18 protein-coding genes are annotated in these 23758 nt (G+C 65.2%); 13 read left to right on the top strand and 5 right to left on the bottom strand.

Going from position 1 to position 23758, the window contains the following annotated elements; genetic code table 11:
• The first annotated feature begins 155 nt into the window (after positions 1–155).
• Positions 156–1013 carry a MurR/RpiR family transcriptional regulator gene (locus H5P29_RS14060; RefSeq protein WP_067960085.1) on the top strand — a complete coding sequence of 286 codons (858 nt, stop codon included), beginning with the start codon at positions 156–158 and terminating at the stop codon, positions 1011–1013.
• A 24-nt stretch (positions 1014–1037) separates the two neighbouring features.
• Here the strand turns inward: H5P29_RS14060 and H5P29_RS14055 are convergent, their stop codons facing one another.
• Positions 1038–1937: a LysR family transcriptional regulator gene (locus H5P29_RS14055; protein ID WP_154386367.1), complete on the bottom strand. Its 900-nt coding sequence runs from the start codon at positions 1935–1937 to the stop codon at positions 1038–1040.
• 113 nt (positions 1938–2050) lie between these two features.
• Between H5P29_RS14055 and H5P29_RS14050 the strand changes: the two genes are divergently transcribed.
• From H5P29_RS14050 to H5P29_RS14035, 4 genes are all read left to right on the top strand, one after another.
• Entirely contained in the window at positions 2051–3442 is a 1392-nt protein-coding gene (locus tag H5P29_RS14050; protein WP_154386368.1) for a VOC family protein, read from the top strand.
• A complete protein-coding gene (locus tag H5P29_RS14045) occupies positions 3442–4863 on the top strand; it encodes an FAD-binding oxidoreductase (protein WP_154386369.1) in 1422 nt (473 codons plus the stop codon). The genes H5P29_RS14050 and H5P29_RS14045 overlap by 1 nt, the downstream gene beginning before the upstream one ends.
• Before the next feature lie 49 nt (positions 4864–4912).
• Positions 4913–6427 carry an aldehyde dehydrogenase family protein gene (locus H5P29_RS14040; protein ID WP_185910371.1) on the top strand — a complete coding sequence of 505 codons (1515 nt, stop codon included), beginning with the start codon at positions 4913–4915 and terminating at the stop codon, positions 6425–6427.
• A 157-nt stretch (positions 6428–6584) separates the two neighbouring features.
• Positions 6585–7880, top strand: coding sequence for an FAD-binding oxidoreductase (locus tag H5P29_RS14035; RefSeq protein ID WP_154384949.1), 1296 nt, complete (start codon positions 6585–6587; stop codon positions 7878–7880).
• Between the two features lie 174 nt (positions 7881–8054).
• Here the strand turns inward: H5P29_RS14035 and H5P29_RS14030 are convergent, their stop codons facing one another.
• On the bottom strand, positions 8055–9230 hold the full coding sequence (locus H5P29_RS14030; RefSeq protein ID WP_067960065.1) for a M20 aminoacylase family protein: 1176 nt from the start codon (positions 9228–9230) through the stop codon (positions 8055–8057).
• A gap of 152 nt (positions 9231–9382) precedes the next feature.
• On the opposite strand from H5P29_RS14030, the gene H5P29_RS14025 reads away from it, so the two are divergent.
• From H5P29_RS14025 to H5P29_RS13990, 8 genes are all read left to right on the top strand, one after another.
• A complete protein-coding gene (locus H5P29_RS14025) occupies positions 9383–10537 on the top strand; it encodes a M20 aminoacylase family protein (protein ID WP_067960062.1) in 1155 nt (384 codons plus the stop codon).
• A 224-nt stretch (positions 10538–10761) separates the two neighbouring features.
• Entirely contained in the window at positions 10762–11499 is a 738-nt protein-coding gene (locus H5P29_RS14020; protein ID WP_067960057.1) for an IclR family transcriptional regulator, read from the top strand.
• A gap of 17 nt (positions 11500–11516) precedes the next feature.
• Positions 11517–15368: a hydantoinase B/oxoprolinase family protein gene (locus tag H5P29_RS14015; protein WP_154384948.1), complete on the top strand. Its 3852-nt coding sequence runs from the start codon at positions 11517–11519 to the stop codon at positions 15366–15368.
• 84 nt (positions 15369–15452) lie between these two features.
• A complete protein-coding gene (locus H5P29_RS14010; protein ID WP_067960050.1) occupies positions 15453–17024 on the top strand; it encodes an ABC transporter substrate-binding protein in 1572 nt (523 codons plus the stop codon).
• A gap of 57 nt (positions 17025–17081) precedes the next feature.
• Positions 17082–18089, top strand: coding sequence for an ABC transporter permease (locus H5P29_RS14005; protein ID WP_067960048.1), 1008 nt, complete (start codon positions 17082–17084; stop codon positions 18087–18089).
• Positions 18086–18982, top strand: coding sequence for an ABC transporter permease (locus H5P29_RS14000; RefSeq protein WP_067960045.1), 897 nt, complete (start codon positions 18086–18088; stop codon positions 18980–18982). Before H5P29_RS14005 ends, H5P29_RS14000 begins: the two co-directional genes overlap by 4 nt.
• Complete coding sequence (locus H5P29_RS13995; protein ID WP_067960042.1) at positions 18982–20019, top strand: ABC transporter ATP-binding protein; 1038 nt, start codon at positions 18982–18984, stop codon at positions 20017–20019. Before H5P29_RS14000 ends, H5P29_RS13995 begins: the two co-directional genes overlap by 1 nt.
• Positions 20012–20824, top strand: a complete 813-nt coding sequence (locus H5P29_RS13990; protein ID WP_067960040.1) for an ATP-binding cassette domain-containing protein — start codon at positions 20012–20014, stop codon at positions 20822–20824. The genes H5P29_RS13995 and H5P29_RS13990 overlap by 8 nt, the downstream gene beginning before the upstream one ends.
• Positions 20825–20954: 130 nt before the next feature.
• Here H5P29_RS13990 and H5P29_RS13985 read toward each other — a convergent pair whose 3' ends face one another.
• The 3 genes from H5P29_RS13985 to H5P29_RS13975 all read right to left on the bottom strand — a co-directional run bounded on the left by H5P29_RS13985 (position 20955) and on the right by H5P29_RS13975 (position 23713).
• Complete coding sequence (locus H5P29_RS13985) at positions 20955–21914, bottom strand: GlxA family transcriptional regulator (protein WP_067960037.1); 960 nt, start codon at positions 21912–21914, stop codon at positions 20955–20957.
• Positions 21915–21945: 31 nt separating this feature from the next.
• Complete coding sequence (locus tag H5P29_RS13980) at positions 21946–23112, bottom strand: MFS transporter (protein WP_067960033.1); 1167 nt, start codon at positions 23110–23112, stop codon at positions 21946–21948.
• Positions 23113–23317: 205 nt separating this feature from the next.
• Positions 23318–23713 carry a hypothetical protein gene (locus H5P29_RS13975; RefSeq protein WP_067960030.1) on the bottom strand — a complete coding sequence of 132 codons (396 nt, stop codon included), beginning with the start codon at positions 23711–23713 and terminating at the stop codon, positions 23318–23320.
• Between the last annotated feature and the right edge of the window lie 45 nt (positions 23714–23758).

Genomic DNA, 23758 nt, shown 5'->3' with positions numbered 1-23758 from the left:
GCTGGGCGTTACTGGCAATATCCAGCGGCTCAGCAACATTTTCTTCCCCGCTCCTCAACGAGGGTGCGTTCAAGCTATTTTGAAAAAAAACAAACGTCAATCGATTCTGTGATAGAATTCTTACAAGAAATCCCGCCCCGCACAGGGAGAGCAAAATGACGGAATCGGTTCGCCGCAGGCTGGTCGAAAGCCTGGCTACCGCCACCAATGCCGAGAAGGCGCTTGCCAACTACATGTTGGCAAACCTCAACGGCGTGCCGTTCGAGACCTCGGCAACCTTGGCCGCCAAGGTCGGCGTCAGCGAGCCGACTGTCGGGCGCTTCTGCCGGACGCTGGGTTACGCCCGCTTCAAGGACCTCAAGGAGGATCTCCGCGACAACATTGGCGCCCAGCCCTGGCTGGCCGGCGACCGCCTGAAGGAGTTCCGCGACCGCAGCCAGAACGGCGATGCCCTCGCCCGCAGTCTGGAGCTGGAGATCGCGGCGTTGCTGAGGATCTACGAGCTCGCCAACACCAAGGAATGGGCCCGCGCCGTCAAGCGCCTGGCCACCTCGCCGCAGCTTTTCGTCGCCGGCTTCCAGACGGAGCGCGGCATCGCCCAGTACTTCGCCAATCAGCTGCAGTATCTCCGCCCAGGCGTCCAGCTCGCCGACATTGCCGGCGGCAACTTTTCGGAGATCTTGCTGAGCCCATCCAAATCGACATGCCTGGTGATTTTCGAGGCCCGCCGCTACTCGCGCCTGAACCTCCTGCTGGCGCAGGAAGCCAAAAAGGCGAAGATCCCGATCACGCTGGTCACCGACGCCTTCTGCGACTGGGGCCGCGACCTTGCCGACGAAATGTTCGTCGTGCCCACCGAATTCGGCATGTTCTGGGAATCGACAGCGCAGATGGCCAGCCTCGGCAACCTCTTGATCAACGGCATCTTCAACGAACTCGGCGTCGCGATCGAAGGTCGCATGAACAAGGTCTCGGAACTGCACGGCAAGATCACCGGCTATGTCGGCGACTAGCCGAAGTGCCCAAGCCTTGTTGCTTCAATCCTCTGGCGTCACCTGCCTCAGGATCCAGTCGAACAGCTGATTGGTCAGCTGGCCCGCCGCCTTTCGTTCGGGAACCACGAAGTAGTAGCTCTTTTCGGTCTGCAGCGGCATATCGAGAACGACCTGCAGCTTGCCGTCGCGCAGCTCGCTTTCGACGAGATAGCGCGGCAGCAGAGCCACCCCCAGGCCGGCAACCGCCGCCTCGATCAACATGGTGAACTGGTCGAAGCGATGGCCCTGATAGGCGCCTTGCGCCTCGACGCCGGCGGCCTGGAACCAGTTGGCCCAGGCCTTTGGTCGCGTCGCCATGTTGAGCAGCGGCGCATGCGCCAGCGCTTCGGGCGAGCCGATGTCGCGGCCTGCGAGAAACTCTGGACTGGCCGCCGGCACGATCACTTCGCGGCAGATATAGCGGCACACGGCATTGGCCCAGACCGGCTGGCCGTAATGGATCGCCGCGTCAAACCCCTGTTCCTCCAAGTCGAACTGCTCGGCGCGCGACACCACGTTGAGCGCGATGCCGGGATGGGTTTTCAGGAAGCCCGGCAGCCGCGGCACCAGCCAGCGGCTGCCGAAGGTCGGCAAGGTGGCGAGGCTGAGCAGCGATACGCCCGAACTGGCCATCGCCCTCAGCATCGCCGCCTCGCCCTGCTCAAGCAGCTTGCGCGCGTCGGGCAGGAATTTCTGACCGGCCGCCGACAGCACCACGCGCTGGCGCACCCGCTCGAACAGCAGCAGGCCGAGTTGGGCCTCGAGATCGCGGATTTGCCGGCTGACAGCGCTTTGCGAGAGGTTGAGCTCGCGCCCTGCCAGCGTGACGTTGCCATGGCGGGCAGCGGCCTCGAAGGCCTGCAGCTTGCCCAGGTCGGGAAGGAGCGTGCGCGCAGCAGTCATTCGGTTTCCGCATCAACCTAGATGGATTCAGCGCAATTCAGCGCCGACAGAACCGTATATAGCATTGTTCAAGCATGAAGTCGCCCATGCCGAACGTGAAACAGAGGGTTCGAATGTCTCCGTCTCCCTTCTTGTCGCCCGATGCCATCCGCGCCGCCTTCTCGGCCGCCATGTCGGCGATGTACCGCGATGAAGTGCCCGCCTATGGCACGCTGATGGCCCTGGTCGCCGACGTCAACGAAGCCACCCTCGCCAGCCAGCCGGCGCTGCGCGCCAGCCTGGAAGCGACAGAGACGCTCGCCCGCATCAGCGAGGAGCGCCACGGCGCCATCCGCCTCGGAACCGAAGCCGAGCTCGCCATGATGCGGCGTGTCTTCGCCGTCATGGGCATGCTCCCGGTCGGCTATTACGATCTCAGCGAAGCCGGCGTGCCGGTGCACTCCACCGCCTTCCGGCCGGTCGGCGAGACCGCGCTCAACTTCAACCCGTTCCGGGTGTTCACCTCGCTGCTGCGGCTCGACCTGATCGCCGACGAAGGCCTGCGCGCCACCGCCGAACAGACCTTGGCCCGCCGGCAGATCTTTTCCGACGCGGCCGTGGCACTCGTCGACAAGGCTGAACGTGACGGTGGCCTGTCGCAGGAGGACGCCGGACTGTTCGTCACTGAAGTGCTCGACACGTTCCGCTGGCACAGCGAGGCAAGCGTCGACCAGACGCTCTATGCCAGGCTGCACGATGCACACCGGCTGATCGCCGACGTGGTCTCGTTCAAGGGTCCGCACATCAACCATCTGACGCCGCGCACGCTTGATATCGACGCCGTGCAGGACCAGATGCCATCGCGCGGCATCGTTCCCAAGGCCGTCGTCGAGGGGCCGCCCAGCCGCGCTTGCCCCATCCTGCTGCGCCAGACGTCGTTCAAGGCCGTCGAGGAGCGCGTGTCGTTTCCCGACGAAAACGGCAAGCTCCAGACAGGCTCGCACACCGCGCGCTTCGGCGAGATCGAGCAGCGCGGCATAGCGCTCACGCCCAAGGGTCGAACCCTTTACGACAAGCTTTTGAACCAGGCTCGCGCCGCGGTACGCCCTGCCCCGGACGGTTCGAATGCAGACGCCTATCGCGTAGCACTCACTCGGAGCTTTGCCGAATTCCCTGACGACTGGAACGCCATCCGCAGGGCCGGCCTCGGCTATTTCCTCTACACCGTCGACGACGCAGTCGCCGGTGCGCGCGGCAGCGACATCGAAAGCCTGATCGCCGCCGGTGCGGTGCGTTTCGACGCAATTGTCTACGAGGACTTCCTGCCGGTCTCTGCCGCCGGCATCTTCCAGTCCAACCTGGGTGACGACGCTGTGCAGGAGTTCACCGCCAGCCCCAACCAGCGCCTGTTCGAAAAAGCCCTGGGGGCCGCCGTCCTCAACGAGTTCGAGCATTATGCCGGCATCGAACGGGCATCGATCGAGCGCTGCCTAGCCGCGCTGAAGGCGTTTTCGGACGCGGCTTGATGCTGGCGCGCGAACACATCGACACTCTCGGCGCTCTGCTCGGCGCAGGCGGGTTACTGACCGCAGAAGCCGACATGGCCGGCTACGAAAGGGGCGCGCGTTATGATAGCGGCCGCGCAGCCTTCGTGGCACGCCCGGCCTCGACCGAGGCCGTCTCGGCCGTCGTCGCTTATTGCGCCCGCCATGCCATCGCGCTGGTGCCGCAGTCAGGCAATACCGGGCTGGTCGCCGGTTCGACGCCCGACGCCACCGGCACCCAGGGCGTGCTGAGCCTCGACCGCCTGCGCTCCACCTTCGAGCTCGACTTCGACAACCGCAGCCTGCGCGTCGACGCCGGCTTCCGCTTGTCCGAAATCAACGCTCGGCTCGAACCGCACGGCCTGTTCTTCCCGATCGATCTTGGCGCCGACCCGATGGCAGGCGGCATGGTGGCGAGCAACACCGGCGGGGCGCGTTTCCTGCGCTTCGGCGACGTCCGCCGCAACACGCTGGGCATGAAGGTGGTGCTCGGCGACCACGCCGGCACCGTTGTCGATTTCGGCGCAGGCCTGCGCAAGGACAACACCGGCGTCGACTGGAAGCAGCATTTCATCGGCACGGCGGGCGCGTTCGGCGTCGTCACCGAATGCATCTTCAACCTGGAAAGGCTGCCGCAGCAGGTGGCGACCGCCTATCTGGTACCGCGTTCACCCGAGCATGTGACGGTCCTGCTCAACGCCATGGAAGTGCGCCTAGGCACCTATCTCAGCGCCTTCGAAGGCATGTCGGGCGCAGCGATCACCCGCACGCTCGCCCATGTCGAAGCGCTGCGCAATCCATTCCCCGGCGGGGCCGTGCCCGATTTCGTCATCCTCGCCGAGGTTTCCAGGTCATGGCTGCCACGCGCGGCCGAGCAGCAGCTCGACGCCGTGCTCGAAGAGGTGCTGGCAGACATATGGAGCCTGCCGGAGGAGCCGCTGGGCGACGCCTTCGTCGGTCCCGTGCACGAAATGTGGGCGCTGCGCCACGCTCTGTCCGAAGGTGTGAAGTCGTCGGGCTATGTCGTCGGCCTCGACCTGTCATTCCGCCGCGGCGAGCTGATGCGCTTCCGCCAGCACATGAGCGACCTGCTGGCCCTGGAATTCCCCGCTGTCGCCATCTGCGATTTCGGCCATGTCGGCGACGGCGGCGTGCATTTCAATCTAGTCGTGCCGAAGCTGGCGGACGGGACGAACGACATGGCAACCGCCGAGGCGTTGCGCGAGCGGGTGATCTCGGTTGCCGTCGAGGAGCATGGCGCAAGCTTCAGCGCCGAACACGGACTTGGACGCCGCAACCAGCGTTTCTACGACCGCTACACGACGGAAAAACTGAAATCGATGGCCGCGCAGCTGAAACAGGCGGTCGCCCCCGCTCCGATCGGCACCGCACGGCTGGGCTGATCATGGCGTACAGCGCCACAATGAACCCGACAAACAAAAGGACAAGAAAATGACCATAGCAAAAGAAACCGCCGCTCTTCTGGAGCGGCTTGGCGTTGCGTCAGCTGCCTTCACCGGCGGCGACCTGATCGTGCGCAGCCCGGTGACGGGCGACCAGATCGGCGCGCTCAAGTCGATCTCATCAGCCGAGGCGGAAGCCGTAATTGCCCGCGCCGATGCCGCCTTCAAAGCCTGGCGCAACGTGCCGGCGCCGAAGCGCGGCGAGCTTGTCCGCCTGCTCGGCGAGGAGCTGCGCGCTTCAAAGGCCGATCTCGGTCGCCTGGTCTCGATCGAGGTCGGAAAGATCGCCTCCGAGGGCCTCGGCGAAGTCCAGGAGATGATCGACATCTGCGACTTCGCCGTCGGCCTGTCGCGCCAGCTTTATGGCCTGACCATTGCCACCGAGCGTCCCGGCCATCGCATGATGGAAACCTGGCATCCGCTCGGCGTCACAGGCGTCATCTCGGCCTTCAACTTCCCCGTTGCGGTGTGGTCGTGGAATGCAGCCCTGGCCTTTGTCTGCGGCAATTCGGTGGTCTGGAAGCCGTCGGAAAAGACGCCGCTGACCGCCCTTGCCTGCCAGGCGATCTTCGAACGTGCGGCAAAACGTTTTGGCGCTGATGCGCCCGCAGGCCTGTCGCAGCTTTTGATCGGCGACCGCGCCATCGGCGAGGTGCTTGTCGACCACCCCAAGGTGCCGCTGGTCTCGGCCACCGGCTCGACCCGCATGGGCCGCGACGTCGGCCCGCGTCTGGCCAAACGTTTCGCCCGCGCCATCCTCGAACTCGGCGGCAACAATGCCGGCATCGTCTGCCCTTCGGCCAATCTCGACATGGCGCTACGCGCCATCGCCTTCGGCGCCATGGGCACCGCCGGCCAGCGCTGCACCACCATGCGCCGCCTGTTCGTCCATGACAGCGTCTACGACCAGCTCGTGCCGCGGCTGAAGAAGGCCTATCAGAGCGTCTCGGTCGGCAGCCCGCTGGAAAGCTCGGCCCTCGTCGGCCCGCTGATCGACAAGGCCGCCTTCGACGGCATGCAGAAGGCGCTGAAGCACGCGGCCGAGGCCGGCGGCGAGATCACCGGCGGCATGCGCGTCGACCAGGGCCATGACGGCGCCTATTACGTCAAGCCGGCGCTGGTCGAGATGCCTGATCAGACAGGTCCGGTGCTGGAAGAGACCTTCGCACCGATCCTCTATGTGATGAAATATTCCGACTTCGATGCTGTGCTCGACCTGCACAATGCGGTCGGCGCCGGCCTGTCGTCGTCGATCTTCACGCTCGACCTGCAGGAAGCCGAGCGCTTCCTGTCGGTCGAGGGTTCGGACTGCGGCATCGCCAATGTCAACATCGGCACCTCGGGTGCGGAGATCGGCGGCGCGTTCGGCGGCGAGAAGGAGACCGGCGGCGGCCGCGAAAGCGGCTCGGACGCCTGGAAGGCCTATATGCGCCGCGCCACCAACACGGTGAACTACTCCAAGGCGCTGCCGCTGGCCCAGGGCGTCAGCTTCGACATCGACTGAGCAGCCGACACCGGTTGCGGCGCTGGCATCGGCCACGCCGCAGCCGCCGCATGACTTCAGGCGCCGTCCGCAGAAGCGGGCGGCGTGAATGGCCCCGGCTTGATGTCATGCCCGGGCCAATCCTTCCCCGCCAACCTGCAGCCACGGACGTCTGCCGATGCTCAGCACCCCTCACAAGCCGCATTCCCATGGACCGCGCTCGCATGGGCTTTGGGAAGCGACGGCGCCGGCGGCACCGGCAACGACAGCGCTCGACGGGCATGTTTCGGCCGAGGTCGTCATCGTCGGCGGTGGCTATACCGGCATGTCCTGCGCGCTGCATCTTGCGGAGGTCGGCCGCCGGGTGGTGCTGCTGGAAGCCAGGGAAATCGGCTTCGGCGGCGCCGGGCGCAATGTCGGCCTGATCAATGCCGGCCTGTGGCTCGCGCCTGACGACGTCTCTTCGGCTCTCGGCCCCGACCATGGCGAACGGCTGCTCAAGCTGCTCGGCGACGCGCCGGCACAGGTCATGGCGCTGATCGACGGGCACGGCATCGACTGCGAGCTGGAGCGCAACGGCACGCTGCATTGCGCCGTCGGCGCTTCGGGCCTCGCCGAGATCAGGGAGCGCGAGGCGCAGTGGCAAAAGCGCGGCGCGCCGGTCAAGCTGCTCGACGCGGCCGAAACCGCAGCACGGCTCGGCACGTCGGCCTATCTCGGCGCTTTGCATGACGCACGCGCCGGAACGCTGCAGCCGCTGGCCTATGCCCGCGGGCTGGCCACGGCCGTGGTCAAGGCGGGCGTGACGCTGCATACGTCCAGCCCCGTCACAAAAGCCGAGCGCAAGGACAATCGCTGGCACCTGACCACTTCAGGCGGCAGCGTCGACGCCAATTGGGTCGTCGTCGCGACCGATGCCTACAGCACCGGCCCGTGGCAGATGGTGCGCACCGAGCAGGTCCACCTGCCCTATTTCAACCTGGCCACTAAGCCGCTCTCGCCGGAGCTGCTGCGCAAGATCCTGCCCGGGCGCGAAGGCGTGTGGGACACCAAGACCGTCCTCTCCTCCTTCCGGATGGATCGCGCCGGGCGGCTGGTGTTCGGCAGCGTCGGCGCGCTGCGTTACTCCGGCACGGCCATCCACAAGGCCTGGGCCCGCCGCGCCCTGTCAAAACTGTACCCCGAGCTCGGCGACATCACCTTCGAGCACGAATGGTACGGGCAGATCGGCATGACCGGCGATGCCTTGCCGAGGTTCCACACCTTCGGCCCCAATGCCGTCGGTTTCTCCGGCTACAACGGACGCGGCATCGCCCCCGGCACCGTGTTCGGCCGCGAACTCGCCCTGCTGATCAAGGGCGAGAAGACCTACGCCGACCTACCCCTCCCGGTCTCCGACGTCACGCCCGCCACGTTCCGCCGAAGCCGCGAGGCCTGGTATGAAGCCGGGGCCCAGATCGCGCATCTCGTCTGATGCCAGTCAGGCCAGCTTCAACGAACCTACGAAGCGCACACCAACTGCATGGAACGTCATTCAGCGGCGGGTCGGCGCCGGCCTTCTTCCTGAAGTTGGGTCGGCGTTGCTCGTCGGCATCAGCTGCTCCTAAAGGGGAGACTAAAGGGGAGAATTGCGAGCGCCCTCGATCGGCTACCCGCGGTTCGCCAGCCTTTCGCCGACCAGTGTCGTCCAGTAGCTGATACCGTGGACGATCGCGCCGTCGTTGAAGTCGTAGGCGGGGTTGTGGAGGCCGGCGGAGTCGCCGTTGCCCAGCCAGATCATGGCGCCGGGCCGCTTTTCGAGCATGTAGGAGAAATCCTCCGCGCCCATCGTGCACTGGCAGTTGCCGTTGACCTTGTCGGCGCCGGCGACGTCGGAGGCAACTGAGATCGCAGCCTTCGTCATCTCGGGATCGTTGACGGTCACCGGGTAGCCGGGGCGCCAGTCGATCTCGGCCTGGGCCTCGAACAGCCGGGCAGTGTTGGCGACGATGTCCTTGAAGCGCTGCTCGACGGCCTTGCGCGTCTGCGGATTGATCGTTCGGATCGTGCCTCCGACGACGGCCTGCTCAGGGATGACGTTGAGTGCGGCCTCGCTGCCGCCGGCAAGATAGGTGACCGAGACGACGACGGGATCGAAGGGGTCGACGTTGCGCGAGGCGATCGATTGCAGCGCCGTCACCAGATGCGCAGCGACCAGCACGGGATCACGCGATTCATGCGGCGAAGCAGCATGCGAACCCTTGCCGTTCAGCTTGACGACGAAGCGATCGGCGGCGGCCAGCATCGGGCCCGGCCGGATGGCAAAGGAACCGACAGGCAGGCCCGGCTCGTTGTGCATGCCGAACACCTCCTCGATGCCGAAGCGCTCCAGTAGCCCCTCCTCGATCATGACGCGCCCACCAGCGCCGCCCTCCTCGGCCGGCTGGAAGATGAGCACGGCGCTACCGGCGAAGTCCCGTGTCGAGGCAAGGTGACGCGCAGCGCCGAGCAGCATCGCCGTGTGGCCGTCATGGCCGCAGGCATGCATCTTGCCGGGGTTCTTCGACGCATGGGCAAGGTTGGTCTGCTCGGCGATCGGCAGAGCATCCATGTCGGCCCGCAGCCCGATGGTGCGGCCGGCGCCCAGCTTTCCCTTCACCACCGCGACGACACCCGTCTTGGCAATGCCGGTGACGACCTCGTCGCAGCCGAACGACTTCAGCTTGTCGGCGACGAAGGCCGACGTCGCGGGCAGATCGAACAGCAACTCGGGATTCTGGTGCAGGTGGCGGCGCCACTGCCCGGCTTCTTCCGCAATCGTCTCGATCGTCTGTACTGACATCATTTCCTCTTTCAGGCAGTTCAATCTGGAGTGTCGGCGCCAATGGGCCTGTCAACCCGCGCCTCCGCTCACATCTTCGAGGCCTAGGACGAAACGCTTGCCTTCACAAGACGCCAGTGCCACTGACGGGCCAAAGCCACGAAAGACGGTCCGCCATGCCTGTGATTGAACAGATTGCCCAGTTTGCCCAAGATCTCACCGCGATACGCCAGGATTTCCACCAGCATCCCGAACTCGGTTTCGAGGAGCATCGCACCTCGCAGCGCGTGGCGGATCTGCTTGCAAGCTGGGGTGTTTCAGTCGAGCGCGGCATCGGCGGCACCGGCCTCGTCGGCGTCATCGACGGCAACAGGCCGGGGCGGAGCATCGGCCTGCGAGCCGACATGGACGCGCTGCCGATGGACGAACTGACCAACCTGCCCTACGCCTCGAAGAACCCCGGCGTGTTCCATGGCTGCGGCCATGACGGGCACACCACCATGCTGCTTGGCGCTGCGCGCTACCTCGCCGGCAACCGCGATTTCGCCGGCCGCGCCGTGCTGATCTTCCAGCCGGCGGAGGAAGGTCTCGGCGGTGCGCGCGCCATGCTGCGCGACGGCCTGTTCGATCGCTTCCCCTGCGACGAGCTCTATGGCATGCACAATTCGCCCTACCAGGGCCATTCCCAGCTGACGATCCGGCCGGGCAAGGCGCAGGCCGGCGCCAGCTTCTTCGACATCACGATCCACGGCCGCGGCAGCCACGGCGCCATGCCCCAGGCCAGCCGCGATCCGATCACCATCGGCTCGGGCCTGATCAAGGAGATGCAGGAAATCGTCTCGCGCAACATGGACCCGACGCGTCCGGCCGTCGTTTCCGTGACCCAGTTCCATGCCGGCTCGGCCTACAATGTCATTCCGGAAACCGCCGTGCTGCGCGGCACCTTCCGCTATTTCGACGAGGCCGACGGGGTAATGATCGAAAACCGCATCCGCAAACTCTGCGCCGGCCTTGCGCTCGCCCACGAAATCGAGATCGTGGCCGACATCCGCAACATCTTCGACGTGCTGTCGAACGATCCGGAGCGGGTCGGCAACCTGATCGAGGTGGCCCATGAGATCGTCGGCGACAAGGCGCAGCCGAATGCGGAACTGACGATGGGATCGGAGGACATGGCCGATCTGCTGCGCGTCGTCCCGGGTGCTTTCTTCAATCTGGGGCATGGCGGAACCGTTCCGCTGCACAATTCCGGGTTCATTTTCGACGACACGATTCTTCCCGTCGGCGCCAGCCTGCTGGCCCGGCTCGTCGAGGTGCGCGGCGCCGCCTGAGCGCGGCCGCGCCAATAAAATCAATTTCTTGATCTGAGGACTTCGCTCGATCCCGGCATGGCTGTCGGGACGGGCGGAGCTTTGCCTGTTCGGTCCGAGATGCCGCCTGCCTGGCGGCATCGCGAAGTCGGCTCATTTTTTAGCTTGACCGAATGCAAGGACGAGAGCATTAGTTGCATAAAGTGGAACTTGAGTTCCATTTAATGGAACGACTCGGAGGAGCAATGTCGGTCCTGAACAATGCCGCAGACGTGCTGAGGTGCTTCGGAAACGACTGTCCCGACCTGACGGTTTCGGACGTCGTGCGGCTGCTCGGCATGCCGAAAGCCAATGCGTCGCGCCTGCTGAAGGCGATGCGGGAGGCGAACATGCTGGAGACGATCGGCGACAGTCACCGGCATCGCCCGGGCCGGCTGATGCTCGATCTCGCCGCCGCCTACCGCCGTTCCTCGCTGCTGATCGGCCGCGCCAGCGAAGTCGTCGCCGAAGCCAGCAACACCTTTGGCCATACCGGATACATCTCGGTGCGCGACGGCAAGGAAGTGACTGCCGTCGCCGACTTCCAGGGCACCAACGCGCTCCGCGTCGTCAGTAACATCGGCCGCCGCCTGCCTGCCCATCTCAGTGCGACCGGTCGGTCGCTGCTGGCGCGGCTTGGCGAGGAGGCAGTGCATGCGCTCTATGCCGGGCACAGCGCTTTGCATGAACTGAGCGAGCAGCTTTCGAAAGTGCGGCACCAGGGCTTCGCCTATTCGAGCCAGGAAGCCACGCCCGGCGTCGACGCCATCGCGATATCGGTCGCCGATCCGCGCACCGACGAAGCCGTCAGCCTCTGCATCGTCTACCCCCACGCACTCGTCGACACCAAAGGCCGTGACGAGATGATTGCCGCCCTCGCCAAGGGGGCCGCCCGCATAGCCGAGGACCTGGGCGACAGCGCCTTCGTCGCCCCCCGGATCTGAAGAAAAGGACATCAGTAATGAGTGATCTGCCCAACCGCTGGCGCGTGGGGTTCGACATTGGTGGAACCTTCACCGACTTCGTGCTCTATGACAGCCAGAACCATTCAGTCACGTTGCACAAGCGCCTGACCACGCCACACGATCCGTCCCAGGCGGCTCTGCTCGGCCTGCAGGAACTGCTGGATCTCAAGAGCATCAAGCATAGCGACGTCGGCGAGATCGTCCATGGCACGACGCTGGTCACCAACGCCGTCATCGAACGCAAGGGCGCACCGGTCGGTCTCATCACGACGCGCGGCTTCCGCGACCTGCTCGAAATGGGCACCGAGCAGCGCTACGACATCTATGACCTGTTCGTCTCCTTCCCCGATCCAATGGTCAGCCGCGACCTGCGCCTCGAGGTCGACGAGCGCATGAATGCCTCGGGCGAGGTGGAGACCGCGCTCGACGAAGCCCAGGTCCTGCAGGCGGCCAAGGCGCTCGTCGCGCAGGGCTGCGAGGCGGTCGCCATCGCCTTCATGCACTCTTATGCCAATTCGGTGCATGAGCGCCGCGCCGCCGACATCATCCGCGCCGCCTTCCCCGAGCTGTCGGTCTCGATCTCGAGCGAAGTCGTCGCCGAAATGGGCGAGTACCAGCGCATTGTCACCACCTGCGCCAACGCCTTCGTGCAGCCCTTGATGCACCGCTATCTGACCAAGCTCGAGAAATCGCTGCGCGGTGCTGGCTTTGCCGGCGCGCTCAGGCTGATGCATTCGGCCGGCGGCCTGATGTCTCTGGAAACCGCACGCGACTTCCCGATCCGGCTGCTCGAAAGCGGCCCCGCCGGTGGCGGTCTCGCTACCGCCCTGTTCGGCAAGGCTGCCGGCCTGTCCGACGTCATTTCCTTCGACATGGGCGGCACCACCGCCAAGGCCTGCATGATCGAAGACGGCCGCGCCGAAATTTCGCCGATGATGGAGGCCGCGCGCGTCCACCGCTTCGTCAAGGGTTCCGGCCTGCCGATCAAGGCCCCCGTCATCGAGATGATCGAGATCGGCGCCGGCGGCGGTTCGATCGCCGCCATCGACGACGTCGGCCTGCTGAAGGTCGGCCCGCATTCCGCCAGCTCCGATCCGGGCCCGGCCTGCTACGGCATGGGCGGCAAGCAGCCGACGGTCACCGACGCCAACCTCACGCTCGGCTATTACGACCCCAACTTCTTCCTCGGCGGTCGCATGAAGCTCGACCTCGAGGCCGCACGTGCAGCGATTGCGCGGGTGGCTGAACCGTTGAACCTGACCATCGAAGAAGCCGCGCTTGGCATCCACAAGGTGGTGGTCGAAAGCATGGCCTCGGCTGCCCGCGTACACCTTGTCGAACGCGGCAAGGATCCGCGCGAATACTCCATGGTCGGCTTCGGCGGCGCCGGTCCGGCCCATGCGGTCGACGTGGCACGTGCCATGGGCATCAGCTCCGTGCTGATCCCACCGGCATCAGGTGCGGCATCTGCCCTCGGCTTCCTTGCAGCCCCACTGTCCTTCGAGGGTGTGCGGTCGCTGCGTGTCGAGCTGAAGACTGGCTTTGACACGGACGCCGTCAATGGCGTGCTGACCACCCTCGAAGACGAAGGACGGCACCAGCTCACCCGCTCCGGCATCGCGGCAGGCGACATCGTTGTCGAGCGCAGCGCCGACATGCGCCTCGTCGGGCAGATGCACGACATCAGCGTGGCGCTGCCCACGACGACTCTTGGCGAAGCCGATCTGCCGGCCATTCGCGAAGCCTTCGTCCGCGCCTACTCGGCCCGCTACGCCGAGCCTTTCGAGGGCGCGCGTTTCGAATCCGTCAACTTCCGCGTCCGCGTCGCCGGCCCGACGCCGCAGTTGTCGCTCACCGGCGCCACCGGCGGCGGCGATACTGCAGCTCGGATCAAGGGCCATCGCGTCTGCTGGTTCGACGAAGGCAAGTTCGAGACGGCCGTCTACGATCGCTACGCGCTGCGCAGCGGCGACACCATTGTGGGTCCGGCAATCATCGAAGAGCGTGAATCCACAACCGTTGTCGGCCCATCCGACAGCGTCATGATCGACGCCGGCCAGAACCTCTGCGTCCAGGTCGGCGCGCTCAAGGCCGCCGATGCGTTCGTCACCGACGACATGACCCGCGCCGAGGCTGTCGCCCGCATCAAGGGCGATCCGATCGGCCTCGAGATCATGTGGTCGCGTCTCGTCAACGTCGTTGAGGAGATGTGGCTTACCGTCTGCCGCACCGCCTTCTCGCTCGTCATCGCCGAGGCGCAGGATTTTGCCTGCGAGCTGCTCGACAAGGACGGCGAGACGCTGGCCCACAGCCCGCGCGCCATGCCGGTGTTCAACCTGACGCTGCCGCGCGCGGTCAAAGCCCTCCTGGAGCGCTATCCGGCCGAGACGCTGAAGCCCGGCGACGTGCTGATCACCAACGATCCGTGGCTCTGCGCCGGTCACCTGTTCGACATCGCCATCGTCACGCCGGCCTTCCGCAATGGCAAGCTCGTCGGCCTGATGGGCACAGTCGGCCACGTCTCCGACATCGGCGGCACCAAGGACTCGCTGCATGCCCGCGAGATCTATGAAGAAGGCCTGCAGATCCCCCCGATGAAGATCTTCGAGGAGGGACGGCCCAACGAGACCCTGATCCAGCTCATCCGCCAGAACGTCCGCAACGGCGAACAGGTGCTGGGCGACATCTTCTCCTTCGTCGCAGCCAACAAGCTCGGCGCGGAACGTCTCGATGCCTTCATGCATGACTATGGCATGCATGGCCTCGGTGCCCTCGCCGAAGTGGTGCAGGGCCTGTCGGAAAAGGCGATGCGCGACGCAATCCGCGCACTGCCCGATGGCGAGTACCGCTCGGTCATCACCAACAATCCGCTCGGCGAGACCATCACTTACCCCGTCCTGGTCAAGGTCGAAGGCGACAGCATCACTGTCGATTTCGACGGCGCCCCGCCGCAGTTGCCACAGGGTGGTCTCAACTCGACGCTGAACTATACCGCAGCCCATGCGACCTACCCGCTGAAGTGCATGCTGACGCCTGCGGTGCGCGGCAATGCCGGTTGCTATCGCCCGTTCACGGTGACGGCACCAGAAGGTTCGATCCTGAATCCGACATATCCGGCGGCCGTGAACCTGCGCACCCGCACCGGCTGGTATCTCGCGCCGAACATCTTCGCGGCCCTGTCGTCGGCCTCACCCGAAATGGTCCAATCCTTCACCGGGCTTGCGGTTGCGGCGAACGTCTACGGCCAGACCAAGGACGGGCAGTTCTATTCGGACATGCTCTTCTGCGGCGGCGGCCAGGGCGGCTCCGAGCGCGGCGACGGCCACTCCTCGCTGTTGTGGCCGACCTCGGCTGCCAACACCTCCATCGAGTTGATGGAAAGCCGCGTTCCAGTGCTGGTGCTGGAGAAGGCATTCCGCGCCGACAGCGGCGGTGCCGGCAAGATGCGCGGAGGCCTCGGCCAGGTCGTTCGCTTCCGCAAGCGCGAAGAGGACGGACTGGAGATGCTCGTCTCCGTCTACCCAGAAGGTGTCGACAACCCGATCGACGGCCTGTTCGGCGGCCAGGCCGGCGGTGGTGCCCGCGGCCGGGTGCTCTCCACCGACGGCCGCGTGCTGCGCGACTGCGGCACCGGCGAGTTGGTGTCGCTGCATCGGACCGACCAGGTGGTCGAGCTCGTGCTCGCCGGCGGCTCCGGCTACGGCAACTCCGCCGAGCGTTCCCCGGCAGCGATCTCCCGCGACCTCGCGCTTGGCTTCGTCACGCCCGACCACGTCGCGCTCAACTACCGCCACGAACCGGGAACGTCCGGCACCGTGGCACCGCAGGAAAATGTGGCCTGGGCCTGACTGCCCCATCGAGATCCGGCGGCGCCCGGCCAACTGGCGCCGCCCATTTGCAATGACGACCAGACATTCGACAGGAGCAATGCAATGACCTCTGACCAGTTCAACATCTCGCGGCGCGGCCTTCTGGCCCTCGCCGGCGTCGGCCTCGCCACCACGGTGTTCCCGCGTCAGCTCTTCGCCCAGTCGGGCGGCGTCCTGATCATCGCCGCCGGCCAGGACATCCCCAATTTCGACCCGCACACCGCGACCGGCTATTCCGCCTCGTTCTTCATGCGCAACGTCTATGACCCGCTGGTGCGCATCTCGGGCAACCCGCCGGTGCCCGCCCCCGGCATCGCCGAGAGCTGGACGGTCAGCCCCGACGGCACGGAATTCACCTTCGTCCTGAACAAGGCCGCCAAGTTCCACTCCGGCAATGCCGTTACGGCAGACGACGTCGTCTACTCGTTCGCCCGTGCGCTGAAGCTCGCCAAGGGCAACTCCTGGATGATCCGTGATATCGTCACCGCCGAGGGCGTGACGGCCGTCGACGCCGGCACGGTCAAGTTCAAGCTCACCGCCCCCTTCGCGCCGTTCCTGCAGGTTCTGCCCTGGATCTTCATCGTCGAGAAGGCGGTGGTCGAAGCCAATCTCGGCAGTGATTCAGGCGAAACCTATCTTATGACCAATACTGCCGGCTCCGGCCCATTCTCGGTTGCCCGCTTCGAGGTCGGCACACTCTATCAACTGGCCCGCGCGCCTGAGGCCTGGCAGGCCGGCGGCGGCAACCTCGAAGGCGTGATCTGGCAGATCGTCCGCGAAACCGCTACCCAGCGCCTGATGATCCAGCGCGGCGAAGCCCACATCGCCACCGACCTCACCAGCGAGGATATGGACGCGCTGAAGGACGCCTCGGGCGTCGTCAGCGTCATCGAGCCGGAATACCGCACCTTCTCGATCAAGATGAACACCCAGCACGGCCCCTGCGCCGACATCAACCTGCGCAAGGCGATCTCCTACGCCACCAACTACCAGGCGATCCTCGACGCCGCGGGTTATGCCGACCTGATGAAAGGCCCGCTGCCGATGGGCATCCTCGGCTTCGACGCCAACCTTGCCGCCTATGGCACCGACATGGCCAAGGCCAAGGAGTTCATGGCCAAGTCGGCCAAGCCGGAAGGCGGCTTCAAGCTCAAGATGTACCACGTCTCGGGTCTCGAGCAGCAGCGCCGCTGGGCGCTGATCATGCTCGACAGCCTCAAGCAGCTGAACATCGACCTCGAGATCGTGCCGATGAACTGGCCCGACATGGTCACCGCCTGCAAGTCGCCGGAAACCTTCCCCGACCTGTTCCCGGTCTACCAGACGGCAAACTACGGCGACCCCGACAACATCGCCTATGCGGCCTACCACTCGTCGCGCAACGGCGCATGGCAGAACGCGGTGTACAAGAACCCCGAAGTCGACGCTCTCATCGAGGCCGGCCGCAAGGAAATCGACCAGGCAAAGCGCGTCGCGATCTATGGCGAATTCCAGAAGAAGGTCGTCGAGGACGCCCCCGACGTCTTCGGCGTGCTGGAGCGCCGCAAGCTCGCCATGCGCGACACCGTGAAGGACTATCACTTCACCCCGGTCGCCTCCAATGCCATCGAGGCCTGGGGCCTGTCGCTCGGCTAAGTCGAACATTTGGCGGGCCTTCGGGCCCGCCAAAGCTCCAACCAAAGGACATCGGCAATGCTGCATTTCATCCTGCGGCGGCTTCTGCTGCTCATACCGGTCATCGTCGGACTGACGATCATCATGTTCGCCATCGCTCGCCTCCTCCCGGGCGATCCGGTGGCACTCGCCGCAGGTCCGAACGCAACGCAGGCCGAAATCGCAGCGCTTGCCGTAGAGTATGGCCTGGATAAGCCGGTCTGGGTGCAGTACGGCACCTATGTCTCCGGCCTGATGCATGGCGACCTCGGCACCTCGCTGCTGACGCGCCGACCCGTCGCTGCCGATATCAAGGCCTACCTGCCCGCGACCCTTGAACTCGTTTTCGCAGCGATGTTCATCGCGGTTGCCGTTGGCATCCCGCTCGGCCTCATCACCGCCGTCTGGCGCAATCGCTGGCCCGACTACCTGGCCCAGGTCGGCGCCATCGGCGCGATCTCGATGCCGCGCTTCTTCCTCGGCTTGCTTCTGCAGCTTTGCTTTGCCATGTGGCTGATGTGGCTGCCGCTCGGCGGCCGCCTGCCGATCGTCGTCATCCCGCCCCGTTTCGTCACCGGCTTCCTGACCATCGATTCCCTGATCGCAGGCAACTGGAATGCCTTCTTCATGTCGCTGCGCCACCTGGCGTTGCCGGCCATCGCCATGTCGCTGTCGCCGCTTGCCACGATCATGCGCATGATGCGGGCCTCGACGATCGAGGTGATGCAGCAGGATTATGTGATGACCGCCCGTGCGCTCGGCCTGCCGCAGCGCAAGATCATCACCAAATACGTCGCGCGCAACGCCGTCTCGGCGACGCTGACCGTGATCGGCCTCTATTTTGGCTGGCTGCTCGGCGGCACCGTGCTGGTCGAGACAGTGTTCGACTGGCCCGGCCTCGGCCTCTACGCCACCAAGGCCATCGTCTCGCAGGACATGATGCCGGTGATCGGCGTCGCCCTGGTCATCGGCCTGCTGTTCGTCTTCGCCAATCTCGTCATCGACCTGCTCTACGGCGTCATCAACCCCAAGGTCCGCTACTCATGAGCACCACCGAACACAACATTGCGGACGATTTCGCCACGCCGCGCCGCGACAGGCTGCGCCGCGCCTTCTTCCGCTTTTCACAGAGCAAGCTGTCGATGCTCGGCGCCGTCATGGTCGCGGCGGTGATCTTCTTCACCGTCTTTGGCACCGTGCTCGCCCCCTATCCCGAACATGTCGCCGGCGGCGTCGACACCGCTTCGCGCTTCATGCCGCCATCGGTCGCCCATCCCTTCGGCACCAATGAACTCGGCCAGGACGTGCTGTCGCTGGTCATGGCCGGCACCACCGTGTCGGTGCTCGCCGGCTTCGGCGTCGTGCTCATCGGCTCGGTGATCGGCACGCTGGTCGGTGCGGTCGCCGGCTTTGCCCGCGGCTGGATCGACGAGGTGCTGATGCGGCTGACCGACCTCACCTTGACCATTCCCGGCCTGATCCTTGCCATGGCGATTGCTGCGGCCCTCGGCTCGGGTTTCGGCAATATGGTCATCGCCATTGCCCTGTCATGGTGGCCCGGCTATGCGCGGCTGGTGCGTGGCGAGGTGCTGGCAGCGCGCGAGGAGGTCTATGTCACCGCCGCCCGCGCCCTCGGCGCAACGCCCAAGCGCATCCTCTTCCGCCATATCCTGCCCAATGTCGTCTCGCCGATCATCGTCAAGATGTCGCTCGACATGGGTTTCGCCATCCTGACCGTCGCCGGCCTCGGCTTCATCGGCATCGGCGTTCGTCCGCCGACACCCGAATGGGGCACGCTGCTGTCTGTTTCGCGCTCCTACATGCCCGATTACTGGTGGACGGCGATGGCGCCCGGCTTGGCGATGTTCCTGGCCGTGTTCGGCTTCAACCTGCTCGGCGATGGCCTGCGCGACGTCCTCGATCCGAAGGCGAGGCGCTGATGACCCAGCCTCTCCTTTCGATCCGCGACCTGCACCTCAGGATGTCCAGCTTCGACGGCCGGGCGCATGTGCTGAACGGCATCAACCTCACAGTCAACCGAGGCGAGATCTGGGGTCTCGTCGGCGAAAGCGGCTGCGGCAAGTCGCTCACCGGCCTTTCGGTCTCGCGCCTGCAGCCGACGCCGCCGGCGCACTACACCGCCGGCGAAATCCTGCTCGAAGGCAAGGACCTGCTCAAGCTCAGCCAGACTGAGATGCAGCGCCTGCGCGGCAAGCGCATCGGCATGATCTTCCAGGATCCGACGACCAATCTCAATCCAGCCTTCCGCATCGGCGAGCAGCTCGTCGACGTGGCGCTGGCCGCGGCCGACCGCGATCCTGATGTCATCGGCTGTTCGCCCGATGCCGGCCAGCGCGAACGCCGCCAGGCCGCGCGCAAGCTGGCCGGCGAGATGCTCACCCGCGTCGGCATCCCCAACGCATTGGCCCGGCTCGACGACTATCCGCACCAGTTCTCCGGCGGCATGCGCCAGCGCGTTCTGATCGCCATGGCCCTGATCGGCCGCCCCGACCTTCTGATCGCCGACGAGCCGACGACGGCGCTTGACGTCTCGGTCCAGGCGCAGATCCTCAAGCTGATCAAGAACAGCGTCAACGACTTCGACATGGGCGTCGTGCTCATCACCCACAATCTCGGTGTCGTCGCCCAGACCTGCAGCCATGTCGCTGTCATGTATGCCGGAAACATCGTCGAAAGCGGGCCGGTCGGAGCCGTCATCGGCAACCCGGTCCATCCCTACACACGCGCCCTGATGTCGGCGATCCCGACCCGTGAAACCAAGCGCGGCGAGCTTCGCGGCCTTGCAGGTTCGGTACCGAACCTGATCACGCCGCCGCCGGGCTGCCGCTTCGCGCCGCGTTGCCAGTTTGCCCAACCCGCCTGCACGGCGGCCATGCCGCCCCTAGTGTCGGTGGGCGACAGCCATGCCGCCGCCTGCATCCGCGTCAACGAAATGGAGGCGCTCGTCGATGACTGAGATCATGCTTGAGATCGACAACGTCTCGAAGATCTACCCGGGACGGCGCGGCATATTCGGCACCTCAGCCGAGGTCCATGCGCTGAAAAACGTCTCGCTCAGCGTTCGCAAAGGCGAGAGCTTTGGCCTTGTCGGCGAAAGCGGCTCGGGCAAGACGACGCTGACCCGTTCGATCCTGCATCTGGAAACGCCGACATCGGGCAGCATCCGCGTGCAGGGCCAGGACCTGGGCAAACTCTCCGACGCCGAACTGCGTCGCCTGCGCTCGCGCGTCCAGATCGTCTTCCAGGATCCTTACGCCTCGCTCAACCCGCGCATGTCGGTCTACGACATCGTCACGGAACCACTTGTCATCCACCACGAGACGCTCGGCCTGACCAACAGGCAGCGCAGCGACCGCGCCGCAGAACTGCTTTCGCTCGTCGGCATGGGCCCGCAGCACCTGCACCGCTATCCGCACGAATTCTCCGGCGGCCAGCGCCAGCGCATCTGCATCGCACGCGCCCTCGCCTCGGGTCCTGAACTGCTGCTGCTCGACGAGCCGACGTCGGCGCTCGACGTCTCGGTTCAGGCGCAGGTTCTCAACCTGCTGTGCGAGCTGCAGGACCGCCTCGGCCTGACCTATTTCTTCATCAGCCACGATCTCGCCGTCGTGCGTTATCTCTGCGACCGGGTGGCGCTGATCAACCGTGGCGAGCTCGTCGAACAGGGCGACTGCGCCGAGATTTTCGACGCCCCGAAAAGCGAGTACGCCCGCATGCTGATCGGCGCTATGCCGGAGGTGAAGGTGCCGGAGACTGCCTGAGTGATCACGGAATATCCGCAGTTCGAAAGAAATGCCGACGGTTCGGCCTGACTACGCCCGGCCAATACACGCCAGCGGTGGCCCGTGGGCTCCAATAGGCACCCAATCGAAATATACCGATGTTACAGCTTCACAGCGCCGGCGATCGACGGGAGGCTTCCGTCGGCGACAGGCCGGTCATCTTACGGAACACCCGGCTGAAGTGCCCGGCATTGGCGAAGCCGGACTGGAACGCCACCTCGCCGACCGGATTCTTGCCGGAGCTCAACAGGCGGGTGGCCAGGCTAATGCGCAGCTTCAGATAGGCGCGCGCGGGGCTGGTTCCGAGCTGACTGGCGAAATCGCGGTCGAGCTGCCGGGTGGACACGCCGACCGACCGGGCTACGTCGACGATCGCAAGCGGTTCCTGGAGGTTGCTTTCCATCACCAGCAAGGCCCTGCGTACCGAAAGCGTCTTCGCCTCGGGGAAAAGCTCGAGATTGGGCTGCACGGCATCGGCATCCCTGACCCTGTCGAGCAGCAAGATGCGCGACGCCTTGGCGGCCGACTGCTCGCCGATGACCCCTGAGACCAGATGGGCCGCGAGGTCTGCGGCGCCTGCCCCGCCCGAGCATGTCGCCCTGTTGCCATCGACGATGAAAAGCCGGTCGCAGGAAGCGTCGACGTCGGGGAAACGGGAGCGGAAATCCTCGATGTGGAACCAGCTCACCGAAGCCCTGTGGCCGTCGAGCAAGCCCATCTCGGCAAGTACGAAGCTGCCGGTGCACAGGGCACCAACGGGAACGCCCTTTCTTGCCGCGCCTTCGACGAACCGCTCGGCCGATGCCGGCAGCGAATTTTTCCGCCCGAGCAGCCCGCCGACCACAAGGATGTTGTCGTAATCCTCAGGCCGGAGGGCCGGTGCGGTCGGCATCAGCTCGATGCCGGAACTCGCCCGGATGGGCAGCCCCAGCTCGCCGATGATCTGCCAGTCGAAGGCCGCACGTCGGCTGCGGTCACCCTCATCCCCGGCCAGTCGGAGCGTGTCGACGAACAACGACAGCGGCGACAGCGTAAAGTCGCGGGCGAGGACGAATGCGAAGCGCTTCATGCCGGCATAGTCGACCGAAAATTCCGACTTTTCAAACTCCGATGGCTGGTCTCCCCTGCTTGCTTCCGGCGCGCCAGGAAGCAATCAGGCTCGCCGCTACGGCAATGGCCGCGAGGATGGCGCCTGTCCACGGCAAGGCCGCTGCGGAACCTCGATCGAGCGCCAGCCCGCCGATCGCGGTGCCAAGAGCCACGCCGACATGCATCGCCGACAGGTTGAGGCTGACGCCGGCTTCCGCGGTCTCAGGCCCCGCGCTGATCAGGAAGCTCTGCACCACGGGCGAGATCATCCAGCTGATGCAGGCCCAGACCATCATCAGGCCGAGGAACGCCATCGGCATGGAAGAGACGGCCGGAATGGCAAGCAGGACCGCCAGATAGGCAAGCGGGACGACAAGGATCGCGGCACGCGGCGTGACGACGTCCGTCAGCCAGCCGCCGAGATAGCCGCCGCTGACGCCGGCCACGCCAAAGGCCACGAAAATGGGTACGAGCGTGTCGTCGTCGAAGCCGACCGCATCGACTGCATAAGGTGCGAGATAGGCAAACAGGACGAAGTGACCACCTATCATCAGGATCGACACGAGCTGCCCGGACAAAAGGCGCAGCGACCCGACATGGCGACGATAGCCCGCCATGTCGCGCGGCCCTCTGCTTGAAACAGGCAGCAACAGCTGGCAGAGCGCAAGAATCAACAAGGCCAGCAATGCCAGCGCCACGAACACGCTGCGCCAGCCGAACAGGCTGCTGATCAGCATTCCGGCGGGCACGCCCAGCACCATCGAGCCGCTGATCCCCATGAAGATCAGGCCGATTGCCCGTCCGCGCCTGTCGGGCCCGGCGAGCTCGGTCGCCAGGATGGTGGCCACGAGACAGGCGGTGGCGCTTGCCGCTGCCATGGCGATGCGTGCTGCAAACAGCACCGCGATGCCAGGACTCAAGGCTGCAGCCAGATTGCTCAGAACGAACGCCGCCAAGGCGAAAACGAGGATCGTCCTGCGCTCCATGCACCGGGTCAGCACAAGCGCTGCCGGCGCGGCGAGCGCAAAGGTCAACGAAAAGACGGCCGTCAGCTGACCGGCAAGCCCAAGCGAAACGCCAAGGCCCAAGGCAACATCGGGAAGAATGCCGATGACGATGTTTTCGGCCGTGCCGGTGGCGAACGTCGCCAAAGCCAGGAGAAAGATGCGAGGGTCCATATTCTGCCTTCCGAGACATGGCCGCACCATGCCGGGAAGGAAACAACTGTCCCGACACAGCACGTGCTTGTCGGGTTTCGAGGCTGAGCTTCGGTTATCCCTCTGCGAAGTTGATACCACGCGACCGCACCAGAGTGGAAGAGTGGCTTCGCGGCTGGTCGCCAAACTCAGCCAGTTCTGCGGGAGAAGAGTTCCAAACGGCTGGCTACGCCTCAAGAATTCTCAGCATTGCCTCGCGTTCATTGTCATCAACCTCCCCATCAATGATGTCGCCGATCTCATCGAGCCGCCCGATGACTTCCACGATCAAATTTTCGTCGAGTGCATCGTACTCGATATCGATTGGGCGCACTGCGCCACGGACACCACCGGCGATGTAGCCACGCCGGGCAAATGAAGCCCACTGCTGGACAACATCGGCACTGCAATGACCGCTGCGCCATGACTTCAGCACCTTTGCCAAGGCTGGTCGCGCGATGGTTAGTTGAGGCAGCCTAGCAGCCGCATCGAGCAGATCAGCGTGGCTGGCTGCCTTGAGAACAGGGATTCCGCTTAGGTCGCCTGCCACTATGGCCGTAATCGTCATTTCCAGAGTCTTCATTTCGAACCGCCGTTACTCAAGGCCAGTATCGGGAACCGTTTTCCG

The organism is Aminobacter sp. MDW-2 (assembly GCF_014250155.1).
GTDB lineage: Bacteria > Pseudomonadota > Alphaproteobacteria > Rhizobiales > Rhizobiaceae > Aminobacter > Aminobacter ciceronei.
Note: the sequence above shows the minus strand (reverse complement) of the source record. Positions and strands in the feature narration are given on the sequence as shown.

Coding starts and splice junctions, on each gene's coding strand:
- H5P29_RS14060 (WP_067960085.1), top strand. CDS start 156: ATGACGGAATCGGTTCGCCGCAGGCTGGTCGAAAGCCTGGCTACCGCC.
- H5P29_RS14055 (WP_154386367.1), bottom strand. CDS start 1,937: ATGACTGCTGCGCGCACGCTCCTTCCCGACCTGGGCAAGCTGCAGGCC.
- H5P29_RS14050 (WP_154386368.1), top strand. CDS start 2,051: ATGTCTCCGTCTCCCTTCTTGTCGCCCGATGCCATCCGCGCCGCCTTC.
- H5P29_RS14045 (WP_154386369.1), top strand. CDS start 3,442: ATGCTGGCGCGCGAACACATCGACACTCTCGGCGCTCTGCTCGGCGCA.
- H5P29_RS14040 (WP_185910371.1), top strand. CDS start 4,913: ATGACCATAGCAAAAGAAACCGCCGCTCTTCTGGAGCGGCTTGGCGTT.
- H5P29_RS14035 (WP_154384949.1), top strand. CDS start 6,585: ATGCTCAGCACCCCTCACAAGCCGCATTCCCATGGACCGCGCTCGCAT.
- H5P29_RS14030 (WP_067960065.1), bottom strand. CDS start 9,230: ATGATGTCAGTACAGACGATCGAGACGATTGCGGAAGAAGCCGGGCAG.
- H5P29_RS14025 (WP_067960062.1), top strand. CDS start 9,383: ATGCCTGTGATTGAACAGATTGCCCAGTTTGCCCAAGATCTCACCGCG.
- H5P29_RS14020 (WP_067960057.1), top strand. CDS start 10,762: ATGTCGGTCCTGAACAATGCCGCAGACGTGCTGAGGTGCTTCGGAAAC.
- H5P29_RS14015 (WP_154384948.1), top strand. CDS start 11,517: ATGAGTGATCTGCCCAACCGCTGGCGCGTGGGGTTCGACATTGGTGGA.
- H5P29_RS14010 (WP_067960050.1), top strand. CDS start 15,453: ATGACCTCTGACCAGTTCAACATCTCGCGGCGCGGCCTTCTGGCCCTC.
- H5P29_RS14005 (WP_067960048.1), top strand. CDS start 17,082: ATGCTGCATTTCATCCTGCGGCGGCTTCTGCTGCTCATACCGGTCATC.
- H5P29_RS14000 (WP_067960045.1), top strand. CDS start 18,086: ATGAGCACCACCGAACACAACATTGCGGACGATTTCGCCACGCCGCGC.
- H5P29_RS13995 (WP_067960042.1), top strand. CDS start 18,982: ATGACCCAGCCTCTCCTTTCGATCCGCGACCTGCACCTCAGGATGTCC.
- H5P29_RS13990 (WP_067960040.1), top strand. CDS start 20,012: ATGACTGAGATCATGCTTGAGATCGACAACGTCTCGAAGATCTACCCG.
- H5P29_RS13985 (WP_067960037.1), bottom strand. CDS start 21,914: ATGAAGCGCTTCGCATTCGTCCTCGCCCGCGACTTTACGCTGTCGCCG.
- H5P29_RS13980 (WP_067960033.1), bottom strand. CDS start 23,112: ATGGACCCTCGCATCTTTCTCCTGGCTTTGGCGACGTTCGCCACCGGC.
- H5P29_RS13975 (WP_067960030.1), bottom strand. CDS start 23,713: ATGAAGACTCTGGAAATGACGATTACGGCCATAGTGGCAGGCGACCTA.